Annotated in this window: 26 protein-coding genes and 1 riboswitch; of the genes, 5 read left to right on the forward strand and 21 right to left on the reverse strand. The window is 65.4% G+C overall.

Annotated features, from left to right (window positions below; translation table 11 throughout):
* From P4L93_10405 to P4L93_10420, 4 genes are all read right to left on the reverse strand, one after another.
* On the reverse strand, positions 1-192 hold the full coding sequence (locus P4L93_10405; GenBank protein ID MDR3687354.1) for a hypothetical protein: 192 nt from the start codon (positions 190-192) through the stop codon (positions 1-3).
* Positions 193-2148 (reverse strand): c-type cytochrome, encoded by a 1956-nt coding sequence (locus P4L93_10410; GenBank protein MDR3687355.1) that lies wholly within the window; start codon positions 2146-2148, stop codon positions 193-195.
* 7 nt (positions 2149-2155) lie between these two features.
* Positions 2156-3577, reverse strand: coding sequence for a cbb3-type cytochrome c oxidase subunit I (locus P4L93_10415; protein ID MDR3687356.1), 1422 nt, complete (start codon positions 3575-3577; stop codon positions 2156-2158).
* Positions 3578-3674: 97 nt separating this feature from the next.
* A complete protein-coding gene (locus P4L93_10420) occupies positions 3675-4325 on the reverse strand; it encodes a phosphoribosyltransferase family protein (protein ID MDR3687357.1) in 651 nt (216 codons plus the stop codon).
* A 234-nt stretch (positions 4326-4559) separates the two neighbouring features.
* Here P4L93_10420 and rmuC point away from each other — a divergent pair, with 234 nt between their 5' ends.
* The gene (gene rmuC / locus P4L93_10425) at positions 4560-5885 is read left to right on the forward strand and encodes a DNA recombination protein RmuC (protein ID MDR3687358.1); all 1326 of its coding nucleotides are present in this window, start codon (positions 4560-4562) and stop codon (positions 5883-5885) included.
* A gap of 4 nt (positions 5886-5889) precedes the next feature.
* On the opposite strand, the gene P4L93_10430 is transcribed toward rmuC, so the two are convergent.
* From P4L93_10430 to P4L93_10445, 4 genes are read right to left on the reverse strand one after another with little or no spacing between them, the layout of a single operon-like run.
* Positions 5890-6642, reverse strand: a complete 753-nt coding sequence (locus tag P4L93_10430) for an ABC transporter permease (protein MDR3687359.1) — start codon at positions 6640-6642, stop codon at positions 5890-5892.
* Positions 6639-7421: an ABC transporter ATP-binding protein gene (locus P4L93_10435; protein ID MDR3687360.1), complete on the reverse strand. Its 783-nt coding sequence runs from the start codon at positions 7419-7421 to the stop codon at positions 6639-6641. The genes P4L93_10430 and P4L93_10435 overlap by 4 nt, the downstream gene beginning before the upstream one ends.
* Positions 7422-7434: 13 nt before the next feature.
* Positions 7435-8433 carry a MetQ/NlpA family ABC transporter substrate-binding protein gene (locus P4L93_10440; GenBank protein ID MDR3687361.1) on the reverse strand — a complete coding sequence of 333 codons (999 nt, stop codon included), beginning with the start codon at positions 8431-8433 and terminating at the stop codon, positions 7435-7437.
* 36 nt (positions 8434-8469) lie between these two features.
* The gene (locus tag P4L93_10445; protein MDR3687362.1) at positions 8470-9069 is read right to left on the reverse strand and encodes a GNAT family N-acetyltransferase; all 600 of its coding nucleotides are present in this window, start codon (positions 9067-9069) and stop codon (positions 8470-8472) included.
* 127 nt (positions 9070-9196) lie between these two features.
* Here P4L93_10445 and P4L93_10450 point away from each other — a divergent pair, with 127 nt between their 5' ends.
* Positions 9197-10081: an HAD hydrolase family protein gene (locus P4L93_10450; protein MDR3687363.1), complete on the forward strand. Its 885-nt coding sequence runs from the start codon at positions 9197-9199 to the stop codon at positions 10079-10081.
* On the opposite strand, the gene P4L93_10455 is transcribed toward P4L93_10450, so the two are convergent.
* Positions 10078-10260: a hypothetical protein gene (locus P4L93_10455; protein ID MDR3687364.1), complete on the reverse strand. Its 183-nt coding sequence runs from the start codon at positions 10258-10260 to the stop codon at positions 10078-10080. The genes P4L93_10450 and P4L93_10455 overlap by 4 nt on opposite strands.
* Before the next feature lie 196 nt (positions 10261-10456).
* Positions 10457-10698: riboswitch (M-box (ykoK) riboswitch) on the forward strand.
* Between the two features lie 294 nt (positions 10699-10992).
* Between P4L93_10455 and P4L93_10460 the strand changes: the two genes are divergently transcribed.
* From P4L93_10460 to P4L93_10470, 3 genes are read left to right on the forward strand one after another with little or no spacing between them, the layout of a single operon-like run.
* Positions 10993-12861, forward strand: a complete 1869-nt coding sequence (locus tag P4L93_10460) for a CBS domain-containing protein (GenBank protein ID MDR3687365.1) — start codon at positions 10993-10995, stop codon at positions 12859-12861.
* 9 nt (positions 12862-12870) lie between these two features.
* Entirely contained in the window at positions 12871-14145 is a 1275-nt protein-coding gene (locus tag P4L93_10465) for an Nramp family divalent metal transporter (GenBank protein MDR3687366.1), read from the forward strand.
* A 6-nt stretch (positions 14146-14151) separates the two neighbouring features.
* A complete protein-coding gene (locus tag P4L93_10470; protein MDR3687367.1) occupies positions 14152-14775 on the forward strand; it encodes a 5-formyltetrahydrofolate cyclo-ligase in 624 nt (207 codons plus the stop codon).
* A gap of 3 nt (positions 14776-14778) precedes the next feature.
* On the opposite strand, the gene P4L93_10475 is transcribed toward P4L93_10470, so the two are convergent.
* From P4L93_10475 to P4L93_10530, 12 genes are all read right to left on the reverse strand, one after another.
* Entirely contained in the window at positions 14779-15918 is a 1140-nt protein-coding gene (locus P4L93_10475) for a polysaccharide deacetylase family protein (protein ID MDR3687368.1), read from the reverse strand.
* A gap of 9 nt (positions 15919-15927) precedes the next feature.
* Positions 15928-16413 carry a YbaK/EbsC family protein gene (locus P4L93_10480; protein ID MDR3687369.1) on the reverse strand — a complete coding sequence of 162 codons (486 nt, stop codon included), beginning with the start codon at positions 16411-16413 and terminating at the stop codon, positions 15928-15930.
* A 4-nt stretch (positions 16414-16417) separates the two neighbouring features.
* Positions 16418-17056, reverse strand: a complete 639-nt coding sequence (locus P4L93_10485; protein ID MDR3687370.1) for a GNAT family N-acetyltransferase — start codon at positions 17054-17056, stop codon at positions 16418-16420.
* Positions 17057-17116: 60 nt separating this feature from the next.
* Complete coding sequence (locus P4L93_10490) at positions 17117-17860, reverse strand: PRC-barrel domain-containing protein (protein MDR3687371.1); 744 nt, start codon at positions 17858-17860, stop codon at positions 17117-17119.
* 86 nt (positions 17861-17946) lie between these two features.
* A complete protein-coding gene (locus P4L93_10495; GenBank protein ID MDR3687372.1) occupies positions 17947-18480 on the reverse strand; it encodes a YtxH domain-containing protein in 534 nt (177 codons plus the stop codon).
* Positions 18481-18555: 75 nt separating this feature from the next.
* Positions 18556-19515, reverse strand: a complete 960-nt coding sequence (locus P4L93_10500) for a D-alanine--D-alanine ligase (protein ID MDR3687373.1) — start codon at positions 19513-19515, stop codon at positions 18556-18558.
* Complete coding sequence (locus P4L93_10505; GenBank protein ID MDR3687374.1) at positions 19512-20786, reverse strand: PLP-dependent aminotransferase family protein; 1275 nt, start codon at positions 20784-20786, stop codon at positions 19512-19514. Before P4L93_10505 ends, P4L93_10500 begins: the two co-directional genes overlap by 4 nt.
* 352 nt (positions 20787-21138) lie before the next feature.
* Positions 21139-21615 (reverse strand): hypothetical protein, encoded by a 477-nt coding sequence (locus tag P4L93_10510; protein ID MDR3687375.1) that lies wholly within the window; start codon positions 21613-21615, stop codon positions 21139-21141.
* A 1-nt stretch (position 21616) separates the two neighbouring features.
* Positions 21617-21883: a hypothetical protein gene (locus P4L93_10515; GenBank protein MDR3687376.1), complete on the reverse strand. Its 267-nt coding sequence runs from the start codon at positions 21881-21883 to the stop codon at positions 21617-21619.
* On the reverse strand, positions 21880-22398 hold the full coding sequence (locus tag P4L93_10520) for a hypothetical protein (protein ID MDR3687377.1): 519 nt from the start codon (positions 22396-22398) through the stop codon (positions 21880-21882). Before P4L93_10520 ends, P4L93_10515 begins: the two co-directional genes overlap by 4 nt.
* Positions 22399-22512: 114 nt before the next feature.
* Complete coding sequence (locus P4L93_10525; protein ID MDR3687378.1) at positions 22513-22917, reverse strand: hypothetical protein; 405 nt, start codon at positions 22915-22917, stop codon at positions 22513-22515.
* A gap of 451 nt (positions 22918-23368) precedes the next feature.
* A complete protein-coding gene (locus P4L93_10530) occupies positions 23369-26143 on the reverse strand; it encodes a UPF0182 family protein (protein ID MDR3687379.1) in 2775 nt (924 codons plus the stop codon).
* Positions 26144-26154 lie beyond the last annotated feature (11 nt).

Below are 26154 nucleotides of genomic sequence, written 5' to 3' on the forward strand. Positions count from 1 at the left end.
CTACACCCCCTTCGCAGCGCTTTGGCGGCCGGGCCAATCCTCGGGCTCGCGCTCGTTGAACGGGATGTACTTCGTGTCTTCGAGATCATCCAGCTGGCCGCTGTAGATCGCCCATGCGAGCAACGCGAACCCGAACAGGGCAACGAACGCCATCCAGCCGGCGATGACTTGGATTCCAATCAGCATCGCCAATCACCCCCCGTACCTTCCGCCGGTCAGATTGACCGTGTACGCCGTCAGGTCCCAGATCTGTGTCTCGGTGAGTAATGGCTGGAAGCCGTACATCATCGTGTGCGGAATCCCGCCCCGAATCGCCGAGAAGATGTAGCGCTGGTTCATGTCTTTGGGCAGTGGCGCCGGAGGCCCGCCGATCAGGTTCTTTGCGCCTGGGCCATCACCCTTGCCCTGAGCGCCATGGCACGTCTGGCAGTACTGCTCGTAGAGCGGCTTGCCATCGGATGGGACGACCGTGGCGATCTCGCTTTGGAAGATGCCGTCGTCAACCCGCACGTACTGGATCGGGACGTCGCCCTTGCCGTAGTGCGACTGGTTGCCGGCCGGCGGCAGGCCGGTTGTGAACGCGTCCTTGAGGAAGGCGACGTCGTTCCAGCGCATCCGGGTGCTGAGGAACTCGTTCCAGATGGGCATGACCGTGTTCTTCATGCCGTTGGTGACCTTGGCGTAGGTTGTGCCGTCGGTGATTCCGCCCGCCGAAGGGGCGAGCTTCTGCTGTAGGTTCGCTGGCTTGGGGTTGAGGTAGTCGCCATCCCAGCCAGTACCGTCGCCGGCTAGACCGTGGCAGTGCGCGCACTGAATCAGGAACTGCTGACGTCCAGCGTCGAACGTCGCGCTGCTCGGCACCGTGAGCTTGAGCTGCACGGCGAGTACCGCCGGATCGTTGCCGGCGTACTTCTGCGCCTCGGTAGCGAGCTGGGGCGGCTGCTTGATCGTCTGCGTGAACATCGTGCGGATGTACTGCACGAGCTGCCAGCGCTGGGTCGGCGTGTAGATGAGCTTCCACGTGGGCATGGCCGTCCACGGAACGCCCTCGCTGATTCGCCAGAAGTAGTCGGCATCCTCGTACGTGTTGTAGTTGTCCGGGTTGTCGAAGTTCGGCGGCACGGGCTCGATGCCCGCTCGGTAGATGCCCTGGCCTTTGCCTTCGTCTCCATGGCAGACAGCACACTCGCGCGTCCAGATCTCCTTGCCGCCGTCGATGTTGGCGACGGTGACCGGAAGCGGGTCATTGCCCTGGTACTTGGGCGGCGGGTCCCCTTCGTTGGGGTCGCGCTCGATGGGCGCCGCGTAGACCTGCTGGATGTAGTGGATGACGTTCCAGCGCTGACTCTCGGTCAGGCTCTCCTTCCACGGCGGCATGACGCTGCCCTGAATGCCCTCCGAGACGTGCCAGAACCACTGGTTGTCCGGCATCGCGTTGATTGGCTCGACCTTGAAGTTGGCCGGAGTCACGATCAGCGTACCCCCGTAGGTGCCAAGGCCGTTTCCAGCACACCCATGGCACGTCATGCAGTGCGAGACGTAGATCTGCTTGCCCTCGTAGAGGCCCGACTGCTCGAAGGTCGGCCAGCCCTGCGGCGGAGCGCTGGCGTCAAACGATGGCATCGCCTGCGGCATGCCCGGCGACGTCGCCGACTTGTAGTAGTCCGGGGATTCGATCATGAACTCGGCCGCGTTGCGATTCCCGAGATAGAACAGATAGTCCGAGATAGCTCTCAAATCCGAGTCGGACAGGAAAGCGAAGCTCGGCATGATGGACATCGGCGAGTACTGCCGAGGATCTTTCGCATGGTCGATCTCCCACTGCTGGCTTCGCTTGCGGCCGATATAGGAAAGGTCGGGACCGGTCCGCTCGGAGCCTAGAATCATCGGGTCGTCGTAGTTGTAGTCGCCGGGGTCCGAAACCGGGCCCATCGCGTTGTCGACGTCACGAACGTACTGCGTGTGGCAGTAGTTGCAGCCGTTTGACAAGAACAGCGTGCGACCCAACTCCTGGCTGGGCGTGTAAGGGTGGGCAATCTCAGTGGTCGCGGGTTTCCACACTGCCACCGGCGTGAACACGACCACGGTCACGACGGCGAAGAACACGGCCAAGCCACCCCACAGAACGACTTTGAACGACATCTTCATGGTCGCGTCACTCCCCGGCCAGCGTAGGCGTCGTCGACGGGAAGATCGCCGTCTTGGTTGTCACGTCAGGCAACTCGAACGGCCGTCTGACGATCATCGTCGCGAACACGTTCCAGACGAACATCATGAAGCTCGTCACGAGTAGCACGCCGCCCATGATGCGCAACGCGAGCCACGGCCGCAGCGCCGGCAGAACCGTCCAGACCGGCAAACCGGCATGAACCCAGTCAGAGCCTTGAATCGCTCCGCCAACGAGGAAGCCCGTGAAGAACACAATGAAGCCAATCAGGTACAGCGCGAACTGCGCCCGCGCCAAACGGCGGCTGTAGAGCATGCATCCGAAGGCTCTCGGGACGATGTAGTAGACGCCGGCGATGCACGTCGAGGCCCCAAACATGATCAGCGCCAACATCGCGTGTCCCGGCACGTAGCCGGTGAAGTGGGTGAGTTCGTTTACGCCCCGAAGCGCCTCATTCGAGCCTTGGAACGACGCGAGAACGTACGCTATCCAGCCGGTCAGAGCGTAGAGCAGTGGCACACTCGATCGCATGTGCGACCAGTTCCCTCGCATGGTGAGTAAGATGTTTAGCCCGAACGCCAAGACCGGGATCACCATGCCAAAACTCTCGGCGACTGCAATCGTCTTGAGCCAGTACGGAATCGGCGCCCAGAGCAGGTGGTGCGCACCGACTCCGGTGTAGAAGAACAGGACTCCCCAGAAGGCGATGAGCGAAAGCCACATGCTGTAGAGCGGAGTGCCCGTCTCCTTGGGGACGATGTAGTAGATGACCGCCAGTAACCCGGTTGTGAACCAAAGCCCGAGCACGTTGTGGCCGTAAAACCAGTTCAGGATCGTGTCGTTGATTCCGGGGATTGCGCCGGTCGCTGGCTGCCACATGACGTTGCCGATGAAGTACAGGATCGGGAACAGAACGACTGTCGCGATGATGTACCACAAGCTCACGTAGAGTTTGGGCTCGACACGTTTGTGGATGGTCATCAGGATGTTGAAAGCATTGGTGATCAACACGATCATGACCGCGACGTCCACGACCCAGATGAGCTCGGCGTATTCACGACTCTGCGTGTGGCCGTTCATGATCGCGAGGATGCCGTAGAGTAGCGCGACATTCCAAGCAAACGAACTGAGGTGGCCGAGCAGTTCGCTGTAGATCTTGCGACCCGTCAGTCTCGGCACGATGTAGAGCCAACAGCCCATCATCGCGCCCGAGAGCCACGCGAACAGCACCGTGTTGGTGTGCGCCTGGCGTAGTCGTCCGAAGACGAGCCACGGGATGCCCTTTGCGAAATCCGGGAAGACGAACTCGATCAGCAGTATGAGTCCGAACACCGTGCCGATCACCAGCCATACGGCAGCCGACACGAGAAAGCTCGTGGCGGCGCTGTTGTCCTTCTTGAACCACTGCATGGTGAGTGGTCCCCCTTCCCCTTGACTGGACAGTGCGAGGTAACACGGCAGAATGCCCTCCTCGGGGCGGTACCCGAGTACCCCGAGGTCAAAACGTCTAGGGCGGCTCAAGGTTGTTCGGCGGGGCATGTGCGGCTCGCTGCAAGAGGTCTCGGACCTCGCTGTCGTCGGTCTGCCCGAAGGTGCGGTAGAACTGGCCGACTGCGAAGAAATCCTGCGGCGTTTCCGCCGAGACGAACTCGTCTGCCTCGCGAGCAAGGAGCTTGGCCGAGTCGCGGGCCGCGACCGGGACCGCCAGCACAATGCGCGCGGCGCCTTGGCGACGCAGGTAGCGAGTGGCTGCAAGCGCCGTGAGGCCGGTGGCGAGCCCGTCGTCCACCACGATCACCTGGCGACCCTCGATTCTCGCGGCGGGCAGCGCCCCTCGAAGCGAGTGGAGCTGTCGCGCGATCTTCGCGCGAGCGTCGGACGCGAGACCGTTGAGTTGGGAGGCGTCGACGGGGGCCCGTGGGTTGGCGAGCAGCTCGCCGTCGGCAGTCAACGCCCCCACGGCGAACTCGGGGTTGCCGGGCGCACCGACCTTGGCAGCAAGCACGATGTCGAGCGGCAGGCGCAGCTCGCGCGCAACCTCGGCGGCCACGACCACGCCACCACGCGGAATGCCCAGCACGACCGTCTCTGGCGCCCCGGCGTACCTGCCGAGCAGCGCACCAACCTTGCGACCAGCGTCTTCGCGATCCTCGAACATCGAGACCTCCCTCAGGGCACGTATACCCGATTAGTTAGCCTCGTCGAACTTTTCGGACGCTGGAGCGAACGGAACCGCCGGCAGGGCCTGTGTACAGGCGCGGTCGCCGACGGACAATGCGTCGATGTCAGACCGCCGCGCTAGGGTGGAGTCCGCGAGTTGTCCTACACTCGGGCGTACCGGTGAAACTGTAGCCCGTTGGCAGCCCCTCGAATCTCATTGGAGCGCGCGTTCATGAGCACTTTCCTGTTGTGGTTGTTGGTAGCAGTCGGTCTGGCCAACGCGGTTCTCATCGTGATGGTTCTGCTCAAGTCGTCGGCCAGCGATGGCGACGCGGCGCAGCTGCGCGAGGAGCTTCGGGCCGGACGCGAGGAGGCGTCGCGCGCCGCCAGAGAGTCGAGGGACGAGCTGTCGGCAGGACTCGGCACGGCGAACGCCACACTCTCGGGCAACCTGAGTGCGATGGGCGACATGCAGCGTGCGCAACTCGACGGCCTGACCAAGCAGCTCAAAGAACTCACCGAGACCAACGCGCAGACACTGGATCGCATCAGGACCACTTTCGACTTGCGGGTCAAGGAGCTCCAGGACAGTAACGAGAAGAAACTCGACGAGATGCGCAACACCGTCGACGAGAAGCTTCATGTGACGCTGGAGAAGCGTCTGGGCGAGTCGTTCAAGCTCGTGAGCGATCGCCTCGAGGCCGTGCAGCGTGGCCTCGGAGAGATGCAAAGCCTCGCAACCGGGGTCGGGGACCTCAAGCGCGTGCTGACCAATGTGAAGGCCCGCGGCACGTGGGCGGAAGTGCAGCTCGGGGCGTTGCTTGAGCAGACACTCACCTCAGGGCAGTTCGCTCGGAATGTGAAGGTCAAGGAGGACTCGCGCGAGCTCGTCGAGTTCGCGGTGCGGATGCCGGGTCCCAGCGACGACCCCGACTCCTGCGTTTGGCTCCCTATCGACTCGAAGTTCCCCCAAGAGGACTACGTGCGTCTCCAGGATGCCGCGGAACGCGGCGACGTCGAGGCGGTGCAAAAGGCGTCGGACGCGCTTGCACGTTCGATTCGGGTGCAGGCCGAGGCGATCAGCTCCAAGTACTTGTGCCCGCCGTTCACTACCGAGTTCGCCCTCATGTTCCTACCGACTGAAGGGCTCTACGCCGAGGTGCTTCGCCACCCTACCCTCGCCGACGAACTGCAGAACAAGTACCACGTCGTGCCCGTCGGCCCAACCAACCTCACAGCATTCCTGAGCGCGCTACGCATGGGCTTCCAGACGCTCGCTATCGAGCAACAGTCCTCGGAAGTCTGGAAGATCCTCGCCGCCGTGAAGACCGAGTTCGGGAAGTTCGGCGACGTGCTGGTCAAGGTGAGAAAGCAGCTCAACACGGCAGCCAACACGATCGGCGAGACCGAGCAGCGCAGCCGCGCAATGGAGCGCAAGCTGCGCTCTGTCGAGAGCCTGCCGGATATCGAGGCCGCCAACGTCCTGCAGCTGCCGAGCCTTGTCGCCGACGCCGACGCAGATGGTGAGGCTTTCGACATAGACGACGCGCTCGAGTAGCGCGCTACTTGGCCGTCCTGCGCCAGCGAGTCAGCGATACCTCGAGAGCGTCGAGCGCCTCGTAGAGCACGACGCCGAGTAGCGCCATGCCGATGATGCCGGCAAACATCGCCGGGTAGTCGATGCGTCCCCACGCGTCACCGATGAAGTAGCCGATGCCGTCGCTTCCGGCGATTGTCTCCGCAAGGAAGAGGACGGCGATCGCGGTGCCCGTGCCGATGCGCAGCGCGGTGAAGATGTCGGGAAGCGACGCCGGGATGATGACGTGGCGGTAGATGTCGAAGCGGCTGGCGCCCAGCGAGCGGACCGACAGGATGCTGGCCTCGGGCACGGCCTTGGCGGCATCGCGCGCTGTAACCAGTATCTGGAAGAAGACGATGAGCGCGATGAGCGCGACCTTGGGCAGGTTGCCGAGGCCGAACAGCACCAGAAGCACCGGCAGGAAGACCACCTTGGGGATGGGATACGTCAGGAAGATGATGGGCGCCGCGATCGCATCGGCGCGCGGCGAGCGGCCAAGCATCAGCCCGAGCGGAACCGCGAGCGCCGTCCCGATCGCCATCGCCGCGAGCACGCGTGCGGCGCTGATCAGGATATGCGGCCAGATGATGGGCCACTGCTCGAAGAACGTCACGAACGCGATCCACGGTCCGGGAAGCGCCGGCGAGTTGACCCAGAGCGCGATGAGCCACCAGCCCGCAAGTAGAGCGACGCTCGCGCCCACGTAGCCCAGAACCTTGCGCGCGAGCCCGTTCACGATGCGCTCCCGCTCGCGACGCCCACGGCGCCCTCCTCGGCAAGCGCCGCTCGCAGCCGCACGGCCACGCGGAAGAACTCCTCGCTTGCGCGGTAGCCGGCGCCGCCCACGCCCGGATTGTCGACGATCGCCGAGACTCTGCCCGGCCGAGGCGACATCACCACGACGCGCCGCCCGAGGAACACCGCCTCGTCGATCGAGTGCGTGACCAGCACCTGCGCGTGCCCGCGCCGCTGCCACAACTCGAGCAGCACGTCTTGGAGGTCCTCGCGCTTCAGAGCGTCGAGCGCCGAAAGCGGCTCGTCCATCAGCAGCAGGTCGGCGTCGAGCGCGACCGCCCGCGCGAGTGCAAGACGCTGGCGCATGCCACCCGACAGCTCGCCCGGGTACGCCCGCGCGAACTCGGCGATCCCCACGCGCTCGAGCGCATCGGCCGCACGCTTGCGTGCCTCGGTGCGCGCGACTCCGCGCACCGTCAAGCCGAGCGCCGCGTTGGCCTCGACCGTCTTCCACGGCAGCAGCCCGAAGTCCTGGAGGATCAGGGCCGTCTCGCGCCGGGGCCCGTCGACCGCCGAGCCGCCAACGCGCACGGCGCCTTCGGTCGGCGTCAGCAGGCCGGCGGCGATGAGCAGCAGCGTGGACTTGCCGCAGCCGCTGGGGCCGATGACGGCGACCGGCTCGCCCTCGGCGACCGACAGGGTAAGCGCGTCGAGGGCCCGGACCGAACGGTCCGAGCCCTCGTACGTCATGCCTGTTGAATCGAACTCGAGCGTCGCCACGGTGCGCGCCTCGTTACTTGGTTACGGTGAGCTGCTCGTAGGTGACGTCGCTCTTGAGGTAGCCCTTGGACTTCATCCACGCAAGCACGGCATCGACGTCGGCCTTGGCGGGCAGCTGGTGCATCGGATACGTGTTGACCTGGTACGACGCCGCGAGCGACTTGGGCAACTTGGCCTTGGTTACGAGCTCGGCGCGGTACGCGTTGGGATCCTTGTTGATGTCGTTGGCGGCAACATCCCACGCCTTGAGCACGGCATCCTTGGTGGCGGTGCCGCCTTTCTTGGCGAGGAACGAGTCCGAGAACACCAGCACGGTCTGCGACAGGTTGGCCTTGGCCTTGGTGTCGTCGGCGATGATCTTGGCGCCGCCCTGCTCGGCGAGGCTCAGGAACGGCTCGGGCAGCGCTGCTGCCTTCAGGCCACCGCTCATCAGCAGTTGGAACCGGACCGGCACCTTCTTGACCTCTTCGACCTTGACCGAGTCACTGGCCACGCCGGCCTCGCTCATCAGACCATCCAGCACGTACTCTTGGATGGTCGCCGAGGACGTGCCCACCGGCACGTTGGCCAGCTGCGGCAGCGCAGTGATGGTCGACTTGGGAGCCACGGCGATGCCGAAGCGGCCCTGGCTCTGATCAGCGCCGAGCATGACGGTCGCGATCTTGTTGCCCTTGCCGGCGGCCTGCAGGTCCGCCGCCGCGATGATGTCGCCCATGTAGGCGTCGATGGCGCCCGATGCGAAGGCGGCGTCACGTTCTTGCGCGGACTGGAACTCGACGATCTCGACCTTCGGGATGCCCTCGACGGCGAAGTAGCCGCGATCCTGGGCGACCCAGAGCGGCAACGAGTCTTCGGTGGGAAGCGTGCCGATCTTCACCGAGATTGGCGTTTCCGTGCCGGAGTGCGGCTGGTCGGAGGTCACGGTGCTCGACTGGGAGCAGCCGGTCAGGCCGACCGCGGCCAACATCAAAGCGGCCAAAGTGATTGCGAGCGTGCGGGTGGTGCGGGTCATGCGCAAACCCCCTCGTAACGTGGACGTACTGGGAACCTAGGAGCAGACGGCGCGGCGCAGCCGCAGCTCGTCACGAACCGGAATGCCGGAGAAGCCGGCCGAGGCCGAGCCGAAACGATCGGCCACCTCGCCAACACCAACCTCGTAGATGGCGAAGCCATGGCGCTGGAAGAAGTACAGCTGAACGATGTCGTCGTTGGTGATGGCCGTGCGCAGAAAGTTCAAGTTGTGCTCTGCCGCGAACTTGTCGGCGGCGGCCAGCAAAGCCGTGGCGACACCCTTGCCCTGGTAGTCGGGGTAGACCGACAGCATGACGATCGTGACCTCGCCGGCAACGATCGCCATCGACAGCAGGCCGACGAGTTCTCCGCCGGCCACGGCGATCAGGTTCACGCCCGCGATCACGTCGAACGTCGCGCCGAACACATCGACCTCTGTCTCGCCCAAGGCACGTTCGCACAGCAGCTCGATGGCGTCCTCATCGGCGTCCTCGGCTCGACGTACATCGAACTCGACCGCCTCGAACTTCAGGTGCGCGGCACAGGTCACGGTTATGCGGGCCTCACCGAGCGGCAGATCCTTACCGCATGTGGGGCATCGGTACTGAGGGAACGGAAGTTCGAACTCGTCGTTCATGGGTGCAGACTCCTCGCGTCTTCGCCGCGTGCGCGACATCTGTCCTTTATACCGCGAGGAAACTAGATGCGGAAGGAATCGGCCGCGAGCGGCGCTGGTCGTGTCGCGGTCGCGCTATCATCGGCGCATGACAATACCTCTTCTTGCCGATAGCCCGGCCGCCCTCGACGCCCTTTCGCGCGTCGAAATTCTCTACACCGACCTGGACGGCACGCTGCTGGGTCTTGGCGGCTCGCTGCTGGTCGACGCAGAAGGCCAGCCCGCACTCCAAACCGCCGAGGCGGTCAACGCGCTCAACCTCGCCGGACTCCCCGTCGTCCTCGCTACCGGGCGCAACCGCATCCAGTGCACCGAGATCTCGCGGCTCTTGGGCTGGCGCGGATTTGTCGCCGAGCTGGGCTGCGTCATCGTGCCGGACCGCGGGGCTGACCCCATCTACTTCACGGGCGACTGGCCGTGCGAAGCGCTCGCTGCGGGCGAGACGCCGTACGAGCGCATCATCCGAGCCGGCGCCGTCGAGGCGCTCGTCGCTGCCTTCCCTGGCAAGCTCGAGCCGCACGCTCCCTATCACGTCAACCGAGAAGCCACCGTGCTTCTGCGCGGTTCACTGGACGTCGAGGAGGCTCGCGAGGTTCTCGGCGAGCTGGATGTGGCGGTGACGATCGTCGACAACGGCATCATCCATCCGCTGGCGACGGGCCTGGTCAACGTCGCCGAGGTCCACGCGTACCACCTGATGCCGCCTGGCGTGGCCAAGTCGGGCGCCATCGAACGCGACCTTGCCCGCCGAGGGCTTGCGCGCGAGCAAGCGGCGGCAATCGGCGATGCCGCAACCGACGTAGCGATGGCCGATGCGGTGGCACTGGGAGTGGTGGTCGCCAACGCGCAGGCGGACGCGAGGGTGCAGGCTGCCGCGCTGACCCGCAACAACGTGTACGCCGCATCGCGTGAGCGCGGCGAAGGCTGGGCCGAGTTCGCGGCAGCGTGGCTCGCGGCCAGGGGTGCGCGCTAGCTGACGAGCGTCACCGTCGGCGTGCAGCACGGTGTGCTCTCGGCGATGTCGGTGACCCAAGCCGCCGCGGCGCGCTCGATAACCTGCTCCACCCCCACGTGGAGCCGCTCTGCTTCCCCAAGCAAAGCCTCGTAGCATCGATCGTCGAACTCGATCTCGATGCGGTGCAGCTCACTCATGCCGGTAGCCCCTTCCATCCCAAGGGTCGTGCGGAGGTATTCGCGGCGGCAGGGGCACTCTCCTGCAACGGAGCGCTGGAGCGCCGTTGTCGACGAGCACCCCGGGGGGTTGCCCGGCCTCAATCGCAGGTGTAGGCTTGCCAATGCCTCAGAACCGGCGGAAACGTCAGTGCGAGGCATTGACATCGAGGAAGTCAGCTCCGTCCGTTACGGTGCGGCTCCTGTTCGAACACAGGCCACTGCCCGGAAATGTCGAGAGACGCCAATGGGTAGAACAGCCCTCGCCGGCTTAAGGCGAAGGCTAAGGTGGCTGGGCACGCGGCCCGGCGCGAAAGCGACCGGAACCGAAGGCGGAGCTACGACTCCGCTGCGTCGACGACACCACGCGTCGTGCGCCCTACGTCGGACAGTGCCAAATCCACGACGAGGGATGTGAGCGGTGAATCCGTCCGATTCGTATGCCCTTGGCGGGCGTGCGCGACCGGGCATGTACACGCTCGCCGTGTGCCAGCCGCAGCCCCTCGTCCATCCGGACGCAGGGGTTTTTTCGTTGTCCGACATGTAACCGGAAGACAAGGGTCTTCGTGAAACCACACAGTCCGTAGACCCCTCGGCACTCCTCCGACTCGTCGGCGGGACCCGAGGGGGGTTCTCGCCAGTGCGATCCACCGAGTCTCTAGAACCGCCACGCGCGTCTGCCACGCGCAGGACTCGGCCAGGAGGGAGTGCGCCATGATCTACCTGTCCAGAATGCTGGGCAAGCCGGTTCTCGATGCCCAAGGCGAAGAGATCGGCCACATCAGCGACATCGCCATCGCCACGGGCGAGGTCTTTCCCCGCGTAACATCGCTTGCCTTCAAGGGTCCGGACCGGACGCCTTTCATGCTGTCATGGCGCAAGTACGTCGCCGAGTTTGACGGCGAGCAGATCGCACTCAACGTGCCCCAGGCCGACCTGCGCTTCAGCTACCTGCAGCCCGACGAGGTCCTGCTCGCGCGCGACCTGATGAGCAAGCAGATTGTCGACACTCAGGGCATGAAGGTCGTGCGCGTCAACGACCTCAAGCTGTCCGAATCCCGCAACCAGCTCCGACTTCTCGGCGCCGAGGTGGGCGCGCGCGGCATCTTGCGGGGCATCTCGCCGGCACTCGAGACCGCGACTGACTGGGTGGTGCATCGTTTTGGTGGCAAGCTCTCGGAGCACCTCATCGCGTGGAACTACATGGACCTGCTCGACCGCGACCTGTCGCAGGTCAAGCTCTCCGTTACGCACAAGCGCCTCGACGAGCTGCACCCGGCCGACGTCGCCGACATCATCGAGCAGCTCTCCCCGAGCCAGCGGGCCGCGATCTTCACGCACCTCGACAACGAGTCGGCCGCCGACACGATCTCCGAGCTCGAGGACGAGCTGCAGGCCGACGTCATCGACGACCTCTCCGAGTCCCGCGCATCCGACCTGCTCGCCGAGATGGACCCGGACGACGCAGCCGACATCATCGGCGACCTGCCCTACGACAAGGCGGAGCGCCTGCTGCGCCTGATGGGCGTGGAGGACGCAAGCTCGATCCGCTCGCTGCTCGGCTACAAGGACAAGACCGCCGGCGGCATCATGACGCCAGAGGTCACGACTGTCAGCGAGGACATGACGGTCCAAGCCGTCATCGAGAAGCTTCGCGCCGAGTCGGCCGAGCATGAGAGCGTCTACTACGTCTACGTCGTCGAGGCCGGTTGTCGCCTGTCGGGAGTGATCTCGCTGCGCGACCTGCTGATGTCGTCGCCGGATACGCTGGTCAGCGAGATTGCCGAGCGCGACCTGTTCACCGCGCACGTCGACGACGACCAAGAGGATGTCGCCGAGCAGATGAGCAAGTACGACCTGCTCGCACTGCCGGTACTGGACGAGAACGGCTGCCTGCTCGGCATCGTCACGGTCGACGACGCCCTGGACGTACTCGAAGAGGAGTCCGCCGAGGACCTCGAGATGGCCACCGGTCGCCGAGACGGCTTTGCGGTCGCCGGGCTGTGGCAGTGGGTCAGCCGCAACGGCTGGCTCGTGGTGTGGGGTCTCGCGTTTCTCTCGGCAGCCGGGTTCGCGCGATGGGCCACGACATCGGCACACGGCGGCCCGAGTTCGGTCTATGCGCTCGCACTCACTCCGCTGATGGCGATCCTGTTCTCGCCCGTCGTGCTTCGCATCGCCGAGGACGTCGCCAGTCACGCCATGTCGCGCGTCATCGAAGCCGACGACGAGGACTCCCCGCCTTTGTGGCGCCGGCTCGCCTTCGACGGGCTGTCCGGACTGGGACTCGGCCTGCTCATCGGACTCATCACGTTCGGCGTCGCCGACCTCGCGCTCGCGACTCAGGACAACAACGCGCAGACGTTCGCCCTCGGCCTCGGCACGGCGCTGGGGCTCGCGGTGCTGGTAGTCACGATCGCGGGCACCATCATCGGTTGGTTCGCCGAGAAGCGCGCCGCCGCAGACAAGAAGGTCTCGCAAGCTTCGGTCTCGGTAGCGCTCATGGCTATCGGAGCGACGGCCACCGTCGTCTTCGTGATCGCGCTTGCAGTGCTCACCACCTCGTCGATCGCGGCTGGCTAGGGCTCCCGCATGACGACGCCGACCACCGACACCCTCATCGAGTCGCCGAGCAAGCGCACGCGCAACCGCGTGATGCTGCTTCTCGCCGCGCTCGGGCCGGGCATCATCGCGGCCTCCGCTGGCAACGACGCCGGCGGCATCGCGACGTACTCGACTGCCGGGGCCAGCTACGGCTACGCCACGTTGTGGATGATCTTCGTCATGACGTTCTCGCTGGTCATCGTTCAGGAGATGGCGGCGCGCATGGGAATGGTGAGCGGCAAGGGCTTCGCCGCACTCATTCGCGAGCGTTTCGGCATCCGGCCCACACTCTTTGCGATGTTCTGCCTGCTGGCCAGCAACGCGGCTACGTCGGTCGCCGAGTTCGCGGGAATCGCCGCATCCCTAGAGCTGTTCGGCGTCTCGAAGTACGTCTCGGTCCCGCTCGCCGCGATCGCGGTGTGGTTCTTGGTCGTCCGAGGCAGCTACCAGCGCGTCGAGAAGGTAGGGCTCGCTCTCTCGGCGATCTTCCTCTCATACGTGGTCGCCGCGTTCATGGCCAAGCCGGACTGGGGTGTGGTGCTCAAGGCCACGGTGGTTCCGCAGTTCGTGCCGACGACTGGATTCGTGCTCATCGTCATCGCCACCATCGGCACGACCATCGCGCCGTGGATGCAGTTCTTCGTGCAGAGCAACATCGTGGACAAAGGCGTCACGGTCAAAGAGATGTTCTACCAGCGCGTCGACGTGATCAGCGGCGCTATCTCGGCCAACATCGTGGCGTGGTTCATCATCGTCACCACCGGTGCCGTGCTCTACCCACGCGGCATCCGCGCATCCTCCGCCGAGAACGCGGCGCGCGCCTTGGCGCCGGTCGCCGGCCACTACGCGAGCATCCTGTTCGCGATCGGCCTCTTTGGCGCGTCGTTACTGGCAGCGTGCGTTCTGCCGCTAACGGCGAGCTACGCGATCTGTGAGGCGTTCGGCTTCGAGCGCGGCATCGACCGTAGTTGGTCCGAAGCGCCGGTCTTCAACGGCCTGTACACGTTCGTCATCTTCTTCGGCGCCGTTTTCGTGCTGATCCCGAATGCCCCACTGATCACGATCATGGTGCTCTCTCAGGCGGTCAACGGAGTGCTGTTGCCGTTCCTGCTCATCTTCATGATGATTATCGTCAACGACCGACGGATCATGGGGCGGTACGTCAACGGTCGGGTCTACAATGTCCTGGGGTGGACAACCGTCGTGGTGGTGATCGGACTCACCGTGGCGCTTCTCGGGATGCAAGCTCTGGGGATGAGCTAGGAACATATGGCCCATGCAAACGACAAGAGTGCCGACGCTGAAGCGGTCGCGCAAGCGAAGCGCGCGGCGCGTTCGCGCGCCCGGCTGGCGCGCGATAGCGTCCAGCAGACGGAGCGACGCTCCGCCGCTCACGAGCTGGCTTTCGTGCTCCTCGAACTCCCCGAACTCTCGAGCGTAGCGACGATCCTCGCCTACGCGGCACTGCCCAACGAGCTCGACCCGATGCCCGCGATCTGGCGAATGCGCAAGCGCGGCGTGCGGATTGCCTATCCGCGCATCGAGGCGCCGGGAGTTCTCGGCATGCACTACGTGGATCACGAGATGGAGCTGGTGCCGGGGCCGTTCGGGCTCGCTCAGCCAAGCGAGCACGCAGGTCATGCGCCACACCAGTGCATCGATGCGGTCATCGTGCCTGGCGTCGCCTTCGACGTGCAGGGAACGCGGCTGGGATACGGCGGCGGCTACTACGATCGGCTCCTGCCGATGATGCGTCCGGAGTGCGTGCGGATCGGGGTCGCCTTCGACGAGCAGGTGCTCGAGCACATCCCAACGGAGGACCACGACGAGTGCGTCGACATAGTCGTGACCCCAGCACGCATCATCAGACCCGACACGCCGAGACGGTTCTAGCCTCTAGCGCGCGGCCTCAAGTTCGCTGACGGTCACGAACGTGTAGCCCTGCGCCTTGAGCCAGTCGATCGCCAACGGCAAAGCGGCGATCGTCTCGCTGCGGTCTCCCCCACCGTCGTGCATCAGTACGATCGAGGCCCGACCGATCTCGCGTTGCAGGTTGTTCAGGATCTTGGGGACTCCTGGCTTCGACCAGTCCAGCGTGTCGACATCCCACAACACAATGCTTTCATGTTCGGTCTTGGCCTGCGCCCAGACCGTGTTGTTGATGGCACCGTACGGCGGGCGGAAGAGCGTGGCGGTCTCGCCCGTGGCGGCCTTGATCGCGGAGGCCCCATCCGCGATCTGATGTCGCACGCCCGGCGCCTTGAGCTTGGTGAGGAACGGATGATTCCACGAGTGATTGCCGATGACGTCACCCGCGGCGATCACCGCGCGCGAGATGGCTGGGTAGTGCTGCACCTGCTGGCCGAGTTCGAAGAACGTGGCGCGCACGCCCGCGGCCTTGAGGATCGCGACGATCTTCTCGGTCTGGACCGGCCAGGGGCCGTCGTCGAAGGTAAGGGCGACGAGCTTCGCGCCCGAGGCGGGCATCGACGCTTGCAGCACGATGTTCTCGGCGGGGGTGACGACCGTATTGGAGACGATCTGACCCGAGATGGCGCCCTTTCGCACCACCGAGACTCCCGGTTTGCCGGGACGCACGACCGTCAGAATCGGGCCGGTGCCTTGGATGGTGGCGGTGGGGTCGATGGAGACCGTCGTAGAAATCGTGCGCTCCGTGCGGTCTGCGCCGGAGTGGCTGGTGATGACGTCGCCCTCGAAGACGCGCTGCGTGGCGTCGACCGGGCGTCCGTTGCGCTCGTAGGTGCCCGGGTCGCCCGCGCTCATGCCAATGATTCCGCCCTTGATGCTGAACAGCGACCCGGCTCGACCGTTCGTGTAGTGCGCGGCGGCCAGGTCGGCGATGGTCGTGCCGGGCTTGACCGTGCGCGAGATGCCGTCGACGTCGACGCGAACCGGCCCGCTCAAACCCCACAGCACCGCAACGAGGGCTGCAGCCAGCAGGACACCGGCGACCGCGCTCAGCAGGCTGATGCCTTCGCGCGGGGGGACGACGATGCGGGTATCGGAGGAGGTCATAAGGAACGTCTACTGCGAGATGTCTGCCACGTGTGCACCCGAGAGCTCTAGGAGCTCGGCGAGGTGCACGCGGACCATCGATGACGGCGTGCCCGCCGCCGGGTAGACCGTCTCGAAACGCCCGAGCGACGAGTCGGCAAACAGCGGGAGTTCGGCCGGCAAATCGAACGGCGAGACGCCGCCGATCGCGTACCCGGTGGCAGCACGGACCGTGTCGGCGTCGGCGAATCGCGCCTTGCCCCCGCCGAGCAGCGCCGCGATCGCGTCGGTGTCGCCTCGGCGGTCGCCCGCGACCAGCGCGACGACCGGCTTGTCGTCGACCACGAACACCAGCGACTTCACGATCTGCCCGAGCTCGCAGCCCATCGCATCGGCCGCCTCTTGAGCCGTCTTGGTCGACTGCTCGAACTCGAAGAGACCCTCGGCCAGGCCGTGGGCCTCCAGGTAGCTGCGAACGCGCTCGCGCGAACCCGCCTTGCGCGGGGCGTCAGTCATGTGGCTACTGTCCCTTCATCCACGATGCCGGGGCCCGCGAAGGCACCCGAAGCGGGAAGCGAAGCGACTCGAGAACGGCCTCGAGGTTGTCCTGCCAGATGATCAGCGACTTCAAGTCGAGCTTCATCAGCGGAAAGAGCAGGTCGGCGTGGGCGACGGTAAAGCCGTTGCGAATCAGGAACGGCGTACCCAGCATCGGCATGTCGTCGACCACGGCGCCAGGAGCGTTGAAGCCGAACGCCTCGACGCGGCGCTCTCCCCTGCCCACGAGGTCGCGCAATGCCGCGCGGATCAATACCGTTCCCAGACCATGGTGCCGAGCGTCCACCGAGACGTGCAGGCACGAAATCAGCGGCACGGACGGATCGGTGGGCGCAGCGGCAAACGTCTGCGACTGCGGGAAGTAGGTGCTCGGCGCGTACTTGATGAAGCCGAGCAACTCGTCGTCCTCGTAGGCGACGCGCCCGCACTCGCCCCACTCGTCCGTGACGCGGCGATACCACGCGCGCTGCAACTCGGCATCGCATGTGGCGCCGCACAGCCGCGCGCGCTCGCCAGCGCTCTCCCAGAACGTGCAGCCGCCACAACCGGCGGGAAGCCGGCCGAGGTCATCGAACGATAGTGGTCGTAGTCTGCGAGTCATCTCTCGTCTGTCTGTAGGGCGTGCTGACCAGTATAGCGGGGCTTGGCACTCTGCCCGCGCTCAGTCGTCGTCGTCGGGCGGCCCGGCAGCTTCAACGATGGTGTCGCGCATCGACTTGAGGAAGCCGCCAACCTTCTTGGCCGTGTCACTCTTGGCGGCGACTTTGACCGCTGACTTCGTATACGCCGCCGCGGTCTTGGCTCCCTGCACGGCGGCCGTCGTGGCCTTCGTCGCCTGATCCTGCGCCACGGCCGCCGCGCGGCCGGCAACCGCCGCTGCCCCGCCGTCGGACTCGATAGCGCGCACCTCTTCGCGCACGACTATCGCCTCGCCGTCCCAGCCGTTGACCAGCTTGGCCGGAATGTCGACGGTCCCGATCGCCACGTCGGCCGCGATGCCGCTCGTCAGTCCCAGGCCGTTGAGCCGTCCGTCGTCCTCGTCGATGACGGCGTCGCGGACGTAGCCCAGCGGCTTGCCCGCCTCGGACCGCACCTTCATGCCTCGCCAGATGACGGCTTTGTCCCAGTCGATCCCGAGCCGCTTGGCTGCGGGCTTGCCCCATGCAGCCTTACCATCGACAACGACCTTGTCGGCCAGCACGGTAGCTCGATCGAAAGCGAGCAAGACATCCTTGCGGCGGTAGATGAACAGGATGTCGGGGCGCGCGACCAAGTAGCCCACGGCAACGGGCTTCTCGGCGTCGAAGACGACGTCGACCACCTTGCCGATCTTCTTGCGCGTCCCCGCGCGGTTCTTCTCGCCGTAGACCGGCAACCGGTCCAAGGCCTGCAGTGTGAGCTTCATGGGCGCCGTCCGCCTCTAGCCGGGAGAAACGAAGACCGGCCCTCAGCTGAGGGCCGGTCTGAGCGTACCATGGCGCGGCCCCGAAGCTAGACCTCGGGGACGGCGTCCTTGACGGCGTCGACCGCGTCGGACGCGACGTCCTTGGCTGCGTCGACGGCGTCCTCAACGGGCGTCTCGCCGGGAGCGGCCTTCTTGGCTACGAAGTCGAGACCCTCGTGAGCCTTGCTTGCGGCCATGTCGACGCCGGACTTAGTGCCCTCGGCAGCCTTGTCGACGACGTCCTTGACCGCTGGCGCGGCGTCGGTCAGCTTGTCCTTGGCGACCTCGGCGGACTTGGCGACCTGCTCCTGCAGACGCGTGCGCGCCTCGTCGATCTTCTCGCGGAGCTGCTCGCTCTTCTCATTGGCCGTGACCTTGCCCGTGTCGACGACTTCGCTCACCTTGTCGACGCCGGTCGCGTACATATCGCCTGCCTGGCCCCAGTAATCGCTGGCCCGCTCGGTGAGCATCTCGCGTGTCTCGGAACCGGGACGCGGCGCAAACAGCAAGCCGAGCACCGCTCCGATCAGACCGCCCAAAAGAAACGCACCGAAGACCGAACCTCCACGCCTCTCGTACATCCTCAAGCACCTCCGTGAATCGATGCGTCGTACGTCGATGATTGCGCCCGGCAACGTGCACCGGGCCTCAGTTGGCTACTTACCCGAATCTCCTCGGGATAGAGCGGCCTCTATGAGCCTTGATACCACATCTTGGAAGGTCATGTCCGCAGCTTCTGCTGCCATGGGCAGGAGCGAGGTCTCTGTCATACCCGGAGACGAGTTGCATTCGAGCACAAACGGGTTGCCCTCGGCATCCAACATCATGTCGACTCGGCTCACGTCGCGGCAGCCCAAAGCGTTGTGGACCGCGCACGCGACCTCGGAGGCGGCCTTCGCCGCGTCGGCCGTGATCCGAGCCGGCGCGAAGAACTCGGCCTCACCCGGTGTCACCCTCGCCGAGAAGTCGTACAGCTCGCCCGAGGGCACGATCTCGACGGCCGGCAGCACGAGTGCGTCCGCACCCTCGCCGAGTACCGAGACCGCAAGCTCGGTGCCCTGGATCCAGCCCTCGACGATGGCGCTCGTGTCGTAGCTGAGCGCCGAGAGAAGCGCATCGGCCAGGTCGTCCGCCGAGTCGACGCGGCGAAAGCCGAGCGCCGAGCCCTGTCGGCCCGGCTTGACCGCGACCGGGAAGCCGCCGACCGCGTCGGGGATGAGGTCGAGCGCCGTAGCGGCACCCATCTCCTTGAACGCGTCGGCGGTCAGCGTGACCCAAGCCGGCGTGGGGATGCCCTTCTCGGTGAAGAGGTGCTTGGTGACCGACTTGTCCCACGACAGCGCACACGCCACGACCCCCGGACCCGTGTACGGAATGCCGAGAAACTCGAGCAACTCCTGGATGGTGCCGTCCTCGCCGTACTTGCCGTGCAGCGCGATGTAGGCGGCGTCCGGGCGCTCTGAGCGCAGGGTCGCGACGAGGTCGGCTGTGACATCGAGCGCGAGCACCTTGTAGCCGGCCGCCTCCAGTGCGTCGCAGACTCGTCGCCCGCTCGCGAGCGAGACCTCGCGCTCGAGCGAACGACCGCCCATCAAGACCGCGATCTTCTCTTTCATGCCGCCCCCTCTTCGCGCGGCAGCAGGGCCCCCGCCGCGATGAATGCGCGATACAGCTCAAGTCGATCTTCGATGACCTCGGCGAGGCGCCGAATGGCCTCCTCGATCTGCTCCGGGGCAGCGTAGCAGAAGGCCAGCCGCATGCAGTTCTTGCCCGTCTCGCCGTCCGGGTAGAAGCCGTCACCCGGCGCGTAGGTCACACCGCGCTCGACCGCCTCGGCAAGCATTGTGGCGCAGTCGACATACGTTGGCAGCTCGACCCAGACGAAGAAGCCTCCGTCCGGCTTGGTCCAGCGCGCCTCGGGCGGGAAGTGCTCCGCAAGCGCGTTGCACATCGCGTCGCGCCGCTCGGCGTACGTGCGCGTGAGAGCTTGGAGCGTGCGGCGCCAGCGGGTGCCTTGGAAGTAGCGCTCGGCGGTGCACTGCGCGAAGTTGCTTCCGCATAGATCGGCGGCCTGCTTGACCAGCAACACCTTGGCGAGAATCGGCTTGGGCGCGGTCACCCATCCGAGACGCAGGCCCGGTGCGAAGATCTTCGAGAACGTTCCAAGGTAGATGACCTCGTCGTCGAGGGAGCGCAGCGGCTTCATGTGGCCGCCATCGAAGCGCAGGCGGCCGTACGGGTCGTCCTCGACAACGGGGATGTCGTACTCGCGCGCGAGTTCGAGCAGGCGACGGCGGCGCTCCGGCGACATCGTGACGCCGGCGGGGTTCTGGAAGTTCGGAATGGTGTAGATGAACTTGGCGCCGCGCGCGCCGAGTTTCGCGAGTTCGGCTTCGAGCAGGTCCATGCGCATGCCATCGTCGTCCATCGGGATGCAGCGAACGTCGGGTTGATACGCACTGAACGCTTGGAGAGCGCCCACGTACGTGGGCCCTTCCGTGATGATGACGTCGCCCGAGTTGATGAACGCTTTTGCAAGAAGATCGAGACCCTGCTGCGCACCAGCTGTGATCAGTACGTCCTCGGGCTTGAGGCGCACGCCGATCTCGGCCATGAGCTCGGTGACGAGCTGGCGGATCTGGGGGCGGCCATCGCTTCCGCCGTACTGGAGTGCGGCGATCCCCTCCTGCAGGACCGCGTCGTGAGCCGCCCGTGCGACCGCGTCAGCGGGCACGAGATCCACGGCGGGCATCCCGCCGGAGAGCGAGATCATGTCGGGACGCGACGCGGCGGCAAACAGGTCGCGCACCGCGCTGCTGCGGACTCCGTTGATGCAGTCCGAGTAGCGATCGGACCACCTGTCGAACACGATTCTGGCAGTACCCATGTCTTCATCCTCACCGGAAAACACAACACCCCCTCCGCCTGATTGGGCGAGGGGGCATTCGCGGTACCACCAATCTTCGTCCCGCGCGGCCGGTGAGCCTTGACGCGAGACCTCAATTCCCGGGATACCGGTCCGGGGCCGACCCGCTTCCGGCTTGAGCGCTTTCGCGCCGCCCTGGCGGGGGACTTTGGAGGGGTGGCTGGGCCAGACTGCGCCCTCTTCCCTCACATCCGTGGTGCTATGTGCAGCCCCCGCTTATGCCAGCCGAGGTGTGCGGAGAACTCTAACAGCGCCTCGCCGAGCAGGTCAAACGGGCCAGGGCGAGCGGCGCCCGGTTGGCGGTAGGCGGCGGCTAGCTGACCGCAGCGGCTGCGCGCACCGCGCGCAGTCCCGCGACGATCGCGTCGACGTCGGGCTTTTCGGCGGGAAGACCCATGAGCCAGTCGACCACACTCACGCCCTCACGCAGCGAGCCTAGCGCCACGAGGTCGATGTCGTAGGCGAGGCGCACTCTGTAGACGTTGGGGCCGTCGGTGGCGAAGTCCCAGCTGGTCTCGGCCCGAAGCGAACGCGGCGAGCCGGACAGCGCCATAATCTCGACCGCGACGTGTTCGAGGAGGTGAGGGGTCTCGGTATCCGAGAGCTCGGCGATCATGCCGTGCGACGTGCCGTTCTCGCACGTGTGGCGCGCGAGCCCGGGCAGAAGCGCCAGCGCCCGCTGGGCAAGTGCGGGCGACACAGACGTGCGCGCAAACGCTGGCTCGGCGCGGACGAGCGCCTCGAGGGCGCCAGGCGCAACGTCGATGCGTCCGATGGTGAGCGCGCTCATGCTAGGCGGGCGGCACGTTCGTGATCGTGACGTTGCGCGACGCCCGCGTCCCGAGGAAGTAGGCGATCGACGCTGCAACCACGACGACGCCCACCGCGACAAGCACGGCTCGCGTGACGTTCTCCTCGTAGACCTCGCGCACGACCTGCTTGCTCTGCACGAGCGCCAGGTCCTGAATCTGCCCCACGCGCTGCTTGAGCTCGTCGAGCGACACGCGCTCCGCTGGCGGAATGTAGAGCGGCTGGCCCTTTGCCGGGTCGGGTGTCATGACTGGATGCTCCTCACTTTGAGGTACGTGAACAGCGCGGCGCCGAGAAGCAGCAGCACGCCGATAAGTGCAAGTGCGCCTGGCCAGGTCAGGTAGTGCGCGAGCACGAGCAGAATCGCGACGGCCACGAAGCCGATGCCCAGCGAAAGGGTGAACGCTGCGGCCAACGCAAATGCAATCAGGCGCCCAAGCTGCTGGCCGGGTAGCACCACTTTGTCGCGCATGACGCCAGCGGCCTCTTGGCGCAGGTAGTTGACGGCCATCTGAAGCAGGTCGGCGATCGCGTCAACCAGCGACTCGGGCTTGGGCTCGGGCGCAGCCGGTTCGGGCTCCGGTGCGGGCGCGGGTTCGGCCGCGGAGGCAGGCGCCGCGCTTCCAGCGGCCTTCGCAGACTGAGGGGCGGGCGCGGGCGCAGCGGCCGACTCTGCAGCGTTCTCGGCAGGGGGCGTGGCGGGCTGTGGAGTCGACTCGCCGATCGGTGGTTTGGTCGCGTCGGAGCCGGAAGGGTCGGACATGTTCTCAGGACCTCCCGAGGGAGAGCGTGGTTTGCGTCCCAACGAAGATACCCCAAAACACGTGTGGCGCCGGAGAGCTCCCGGCGCCACACCTACCACCCGAAAGTTCGGGGCCTAGTACCAACCCTGGCTGTAGCTGTGTGCGAGCGCACGGCGCGGGGTCTTGTAGACACCCTTGATGTCGCGAATGGCTCGCGCAGTGTTCCAGAACGGATCGCTCCACTTCTTGCTGTTGGTGCGGATCTGAAACAAGCCGCGGTAGCTGCCTGTCACGCAGCGGGTATCCCAGCTGCTCTCACGATAGGCCAGCTTGATGAGCGCCTTCACGTCGGCTTGAGAAAGCTTGTAGCGGGCCGCAACCTTGCGGATGACGCGAACCGTATACGCTTCCTTCTTGTGCCGATGCTTGTGCTTCATGGTCTTGGCCATGGCCGGCGAGGCCGCGATCCCGAAGATCAGCGTCGCCAACAGCGCGACGACCACGAGCGACATCAGGCGAACACGAGTGCTTGAATTCACGAACAACCTCCGAATACCGGGTACAGGGCAGACGACGGCACGGAGGCGAGAAGGCCGCACTACGGCCTTGGACAGCTGAGGGGCTGGGGGTGAGGGGCTAGCTGCCTCGCATCCGGCACGTTCGGACGGCTAGCCGTCGTCTCATGCCAGAGAAGCGCTATGCATCTTGGCGGTGTGGACCTTCATGTGTTGTTCGGTCTCTAATGCCCGCCCAAAAAGCGCGGACCTTTCGCGGCCGATCAGACCGGACTTTGTCTTCCGGCGACTGCTGCGCAGATCCGAGGGCCGTCCCGGTCGTCATCCGGCCCAACGCTGCAGCGCCACGAATACCAAACGAACGTTCGATAGTATACCGAACCGTTGCCAGACCGGCAAATCCCCCGGCCACCAGAACGCAAGTCGGGGGCGACCCGCGATGCAGGCCGCCCCCGAGTCTATGCGTTCGAATCCGCTACTTGGTGGCGGTCGCAGCCTTGCTGCCGCGAGCGGAAGCCAAGCGCTCTAGCACCTTGCCGAGTTCGGTTATCTTGGCTCCGTACGTCGCCCAGTCGCCGGCGCGTTGTGCCTTGGTGGCGTCGAGATAGAGCTGCTGCGCAAGCGCCGCATCCCCTGTCGTTGCCGCCGGTAGAGGCGTTCCGGTCGCAGTAGTCGAGCCGTCCGACGCCGTCGAAGGCGCCTGCTGCCCGAACACCTTCATCAGCGCGTCTTGCAGGGTCGCTTCCATCTCAACCTTGTCCGAGTACGCAACGATCACGCGGGTGAGTTCGGGGATGGCCGTCGTGTCGGCCTGCAGGTACAGGGGTTGGATGTAGACGATGGAGTTCTTGATCGGCAGAACCAGCATGTTGCCGAGCAGCACCTGGCTGCCGCCCTGCCGCCACAGCGAGAGTTGCGGCGAAATCACGGAGTCCTGCTCGATTCGCGCGCTCACCTGCTGCGGGCCGAGAACCACGCGATCCTTGGGGAACAGGTAGACGGTTCGCTCGCCGTAGCTCCCCGGATCTGAGTTGGCTGCGACCCAGCCGATCATGTTGTCACGGTTTCTGGGCGTGTAGGGCTGCATCAGGTAGAAGTGCTCGGCGGTCTGGCCCGGCAGCTTCATGAGGACGTAGAACGGTTCGACGGTCTTGCCGATCCGCTCGCCCGGAAGCTCCCACTGGTCTTCCTTGTTGTAGAAGACGCGCGGATCGGTCATGTGGTAGGTGCGGTAGATCTCGGCCTGCGCTTCGAAGATGCCCTGCGGGTAGCGGAAGTGGTCGCGCACGTCCTGCGGGATCTTGTCGCCGTCGACGACCAGCGAAGGAAAGACCTTGCGCCACGCCTGCAGTATCGGGTCGGTCTTGTCGAAGGCGTAGAAGGTTGTCGTGCCGTCGAACGCGTCGACCGTGACCTTGACCGAGTTGCGCAGGTAGGTGGTTGACGGGTCGTTGGGCAGCCCCTCGGAGTACGGGAACGAGTCGGTGCTCGTGTATCCGTCGATCACCCAAAGAATGCGGCCGTTCACCAGGACGGGATACGCGTCGTTCTCGAAGGTCAGGAACGGCGCCAGCGTCTTGAGGCGCGTCATCAGGTCTCGGCGCATCAGGACTCGGCTGTTCGAGCCGACCGCCGGCGACAGGAACAGGTCGGTCGAGCCGAGGTCGATGGCCCACGCGAGGCGCTGCGCCAGGTTTCCAACCGGCACGCCGCCCTTCCCTTTGTAGGTGTTGTACGCGTTGGTCTCGCCCTGCGGATAGTCGAACTCTTGGGACTTGGTGTCGACGATGGCGTAGTCCGTGGTCGCCTCACCGAAGTAGATGCGCGGCTCGGTGATCTTCAGGTCGCTGGTGGTTGTCGGCGGGATGTCGCCGATGATGAACTGCGGCAATCCGCGCGAGTCAGCCGAGTTCACAGGGCTCATCACCAGTCCGAACCCGTGCGTATACGCGAGGTGTTGGTTGACCCAGGTCTGCGAAGCCGCGGGCAGCGACGAGGAGTTCATCTCCCTCGCCGAGACCAGCACTTGCTGCTCGACGCCGTTGATCACGTAGCGGTCGACGTCGACGTCCGGGAACTCGTAGTACGGCCGGATCGACTGCAGCTGCGCGTAGGACTGTCCGACGACCTTGGGGTCCCACAGGCGCACGTTCTGGATCGTCTGGGGGTCCGAGATCACCCCGGTCGCCGTCAGACTCTCATCGGCGGGAAAGCTCTGGCCTTTCACGTCGTTCAGGCCAAAGGCGGTCCGCGTCATGGCGATGTTGCGCGAGATGTAGGGCGCTTCGAGCACCTGCTCGTTGGGGCTGACGATGAACGCCTGGGTGAGCGCTGGCCACGCGACTCCGAGCAGAATACCGGCAGCCACCCACACGGCAAGGGCGGTCAGCGGCAGGCGCCAGCCCTTGTAGCGGATGTTGAGGAGTAGCGCGATGGCCGTGACCGCCGACACGCCAATCAGGATCCAGTACGCGGGCAACTGCGCGTGGACGTCAGTGTAGCCAGCGCCGATGATCTGCCCGGTCACCGAGAAGTCGAGCTTGTAGATGTCGATCCAGTACTGGAAGCCCCACACCGCGACGATGAACGCCGCCAGAACCGACAGGTGCGCCTTGACATGCGGCGCGAATCCCTTGAACCGCGCCCAGGGCTGGATAGCCCCGTCGGCGACGTGCACGGCGGCCGTCAGAATCGTGGTCAGGATGAGCAGACCCATCGCCCAGTCGGCCAACGCGGTGAACGCCGGCAGCAGAAAGACGAAGAAGCTGACGTCCTTGCCAAACTGCGGGTCGACGTAGCCGAACGGGACGGCGTTCAGCGCGAGGCGAAACGTCTGCCACTGCGCGGCCATGCCCAGCCCGTTGAGGAACGCCAGTATCAGCGAGCCCCAGAGAATCGCGCGATCCAGGATCGGCCCCATGTTGGTGCGAATGGCCTGAAGCACGACCGCGAACTGCTCGGGCACGTTGTTGGGAACCGCCACGGGGGTGGCACGTGGCGCCATCTTGCGGGCCACGCGCATGTTCACGTAGAGAACGACGAAGGTCATCGCTGCGAAGACCGCGCCGATCGCAAGCTCGGACCAGATTCGCGTCAGGAACACGCTCTTCTGCCCCAGATCGGCGAACCACAAGAAGTCTATCCAGACACTTGAGAACCACGTGATGAGCGGCAGAACAATGAAAAGGAGCACCGCGCCAACGATCGTGATGGCGATGGGCAGCGTCGAGCGACCTCGTGGTGCAGCCATTCTTAGGTCCC

Source organism: Coriobacteriia bacterium, assembly GCA_031292615.1.
Classification (GTDB): Bacteria; Actinomycetota; Coriobacteriia; order Anaerosomatales; family JAAXUF01; genus JARLGT01.

What these genes read in the sequence shown, in the direction of transcription:
- P4L93_10410 (MDR3687355.1), bottom strand. Translation starts at nt 2,148, where the DNA reads ATGAAGATGTCGTTCAAAGTCGTTCTGTGGGGTGGCTTGGCCGTGTTC.
- P4L93_10415 (MDR3687356.1), bottom strand. Translation starts at nt 3,577, where the DNA reads ATGCAGTGGTTCAAGAAGGACAACAGCGCCGCCACGAGCTTTCTCGTG.
- P4L93_10420 (MDR3687357.1), bottom strand. Translation starts at nt 4,325, where the DNA reads ATGTTCGAGGATCGCGAAGACGCTGGTCGCAAGGTTGGTGCGCTGCTC.
- rmuC (MDR3687358.1), top strand. Translation starts at nt 4,560, where the DNA reads ATGAGCACTTTCCTGTTGTGGTTGTTGGTAGCAGTCGGTCTGGCCAAC.
- P4L93_10440 (MDR3687361.1), bottom strand. Translation starts at nt 8,433, where the DNA reads ATGACCCGCACCACCCGCACGCTCGCAATCACTTTGGCCGCTTTGATG.
- P4L93_10445 (MDR3687362.1), bottom strand. Translation starts at nt 9,069, where the DNA reads ATGAACGACGAGTTCGAACTTCCGTTCCCTCAGTACCGATGCCCCACA.
- P4L93_10450 (MDR3687363.1), top strand. Translation starts at nt 9,197, where the DNA reads ATGACAATACCTCTTCTTGCCGATAGCCCGGCCGCCCTCGACGCCCTT.
- P4L93_10455 (MDR3687364.1), bottom strand. Translation starts at nt 10,260, where the DNA reads ATGAGTGAGCTGCACCGCATCGAGATCGAGTTCGACGATCGATGCTAC.
- P4L93_10460 (MDR3687365.1), top strand. Translation starts at nt 10,993, where the DNA reads ATGATCTACCTGTCCAGAATGCTGGGCAAGCCGGTTCTCGATGCCCAA.
- P4L93_10465 (MDR3687366.1), top strand. Translation starts at nt 12,871, where the DNA reads ATGACGACGCCGACCACCGACACCCTCATCGAGTCGCCGAGCAAGCGC.
- P4L93_10470 (MDR3687367.1), top strand. Translation starts at nt 14,152, where the DNA reads ATGGCCCATGCAAACGACAAGAGTGCCGACGCTGAAGCGGTCGCGCAA.
- P4L93_10475 (MDR3687368.1), bottom strand. Translation starts at nt 15,918, where the DNA reads ATGACCTCCTCCGATACCCGCATCGTCGTCCCCCCGCGCGAAGGCATC.
- P4L93_10480 (MDR3687369.1), bottom strand. Translation starts at nt 16,413, where the DNA reads ATGACTGACGCCCCGCGCAAGGCGGGTTCGCGCGAGCGCGTTCGCAGC.
- P4L93_10485 (MDR3687370.1), bottom strand. Translation starts at nt 17,056, where the DNA reads ATGACTCGCAGACTACGACCACTATCGTTCGATGACCTCGGCCGGCTT.
- P4L93_10490 (MDR3687371.1), bottom strand. Translation starts at nt 17,860, where the DNA reads ATGAAGCTCACACTGCAGGCCTTGGACCGGTTGCCGGTCTACGGCGAG.
- P4L93_10495 (MDR3687372.1), bottom strand. Translation starts at nt 18,480, where the DNA reads ATGTACGAGAGGCGTGGAGGTTCGGTCTTCGGTGCGTTTCTTTTGGGC.
- P4L93_10500 (MDR3687373.1), bottom strand. Translation starts at nt 19,515, where the DNA reads ATGAAAGAGAAGATCGCGGTCTTGATGGGCGGTCGTTCGCTCGAGCGC.
- P4L93_10505 (MDR3687374.1), bottom strand. Translation starts at nt 20,786, where the DNA reads ATGGGTACTGCCAGAATCGTGTTCGACAGGTGGTCCGATCGCTACTCG.
- P4L93_10510 (MDR3687375.1), bottom strand. Translation starts at nt 21,615, where the DNA reads ATGAGCGCGCTCACCATCGGACGCATCGACGTTGCGCCTGGCGCCCTC.
- P4L93_10515 (MDR3687376.1), bottom strand. Translation starts at nt 21,883, where the DNA reads ATGACACCCGACCCGGCAAAGGGCCAGCCGCTCTACATTCCGCCAGCG.
- P4L93_10520 (MDR3687377.1), bottom strand. Translation starts at nt 22,398, where the DNA reads ATGTCCGACCCTTCCGGCTCCGACGCGACCAAACCACCGATCGGCGAG.
- P4L93_10530 (MDR3687379.1), bottom strand. Translation starts at nt 26,143, where the DNA reads ATGGCTGCACCACGAGGTCGCTCGACGCTGCCCATCGCCATCACGATC.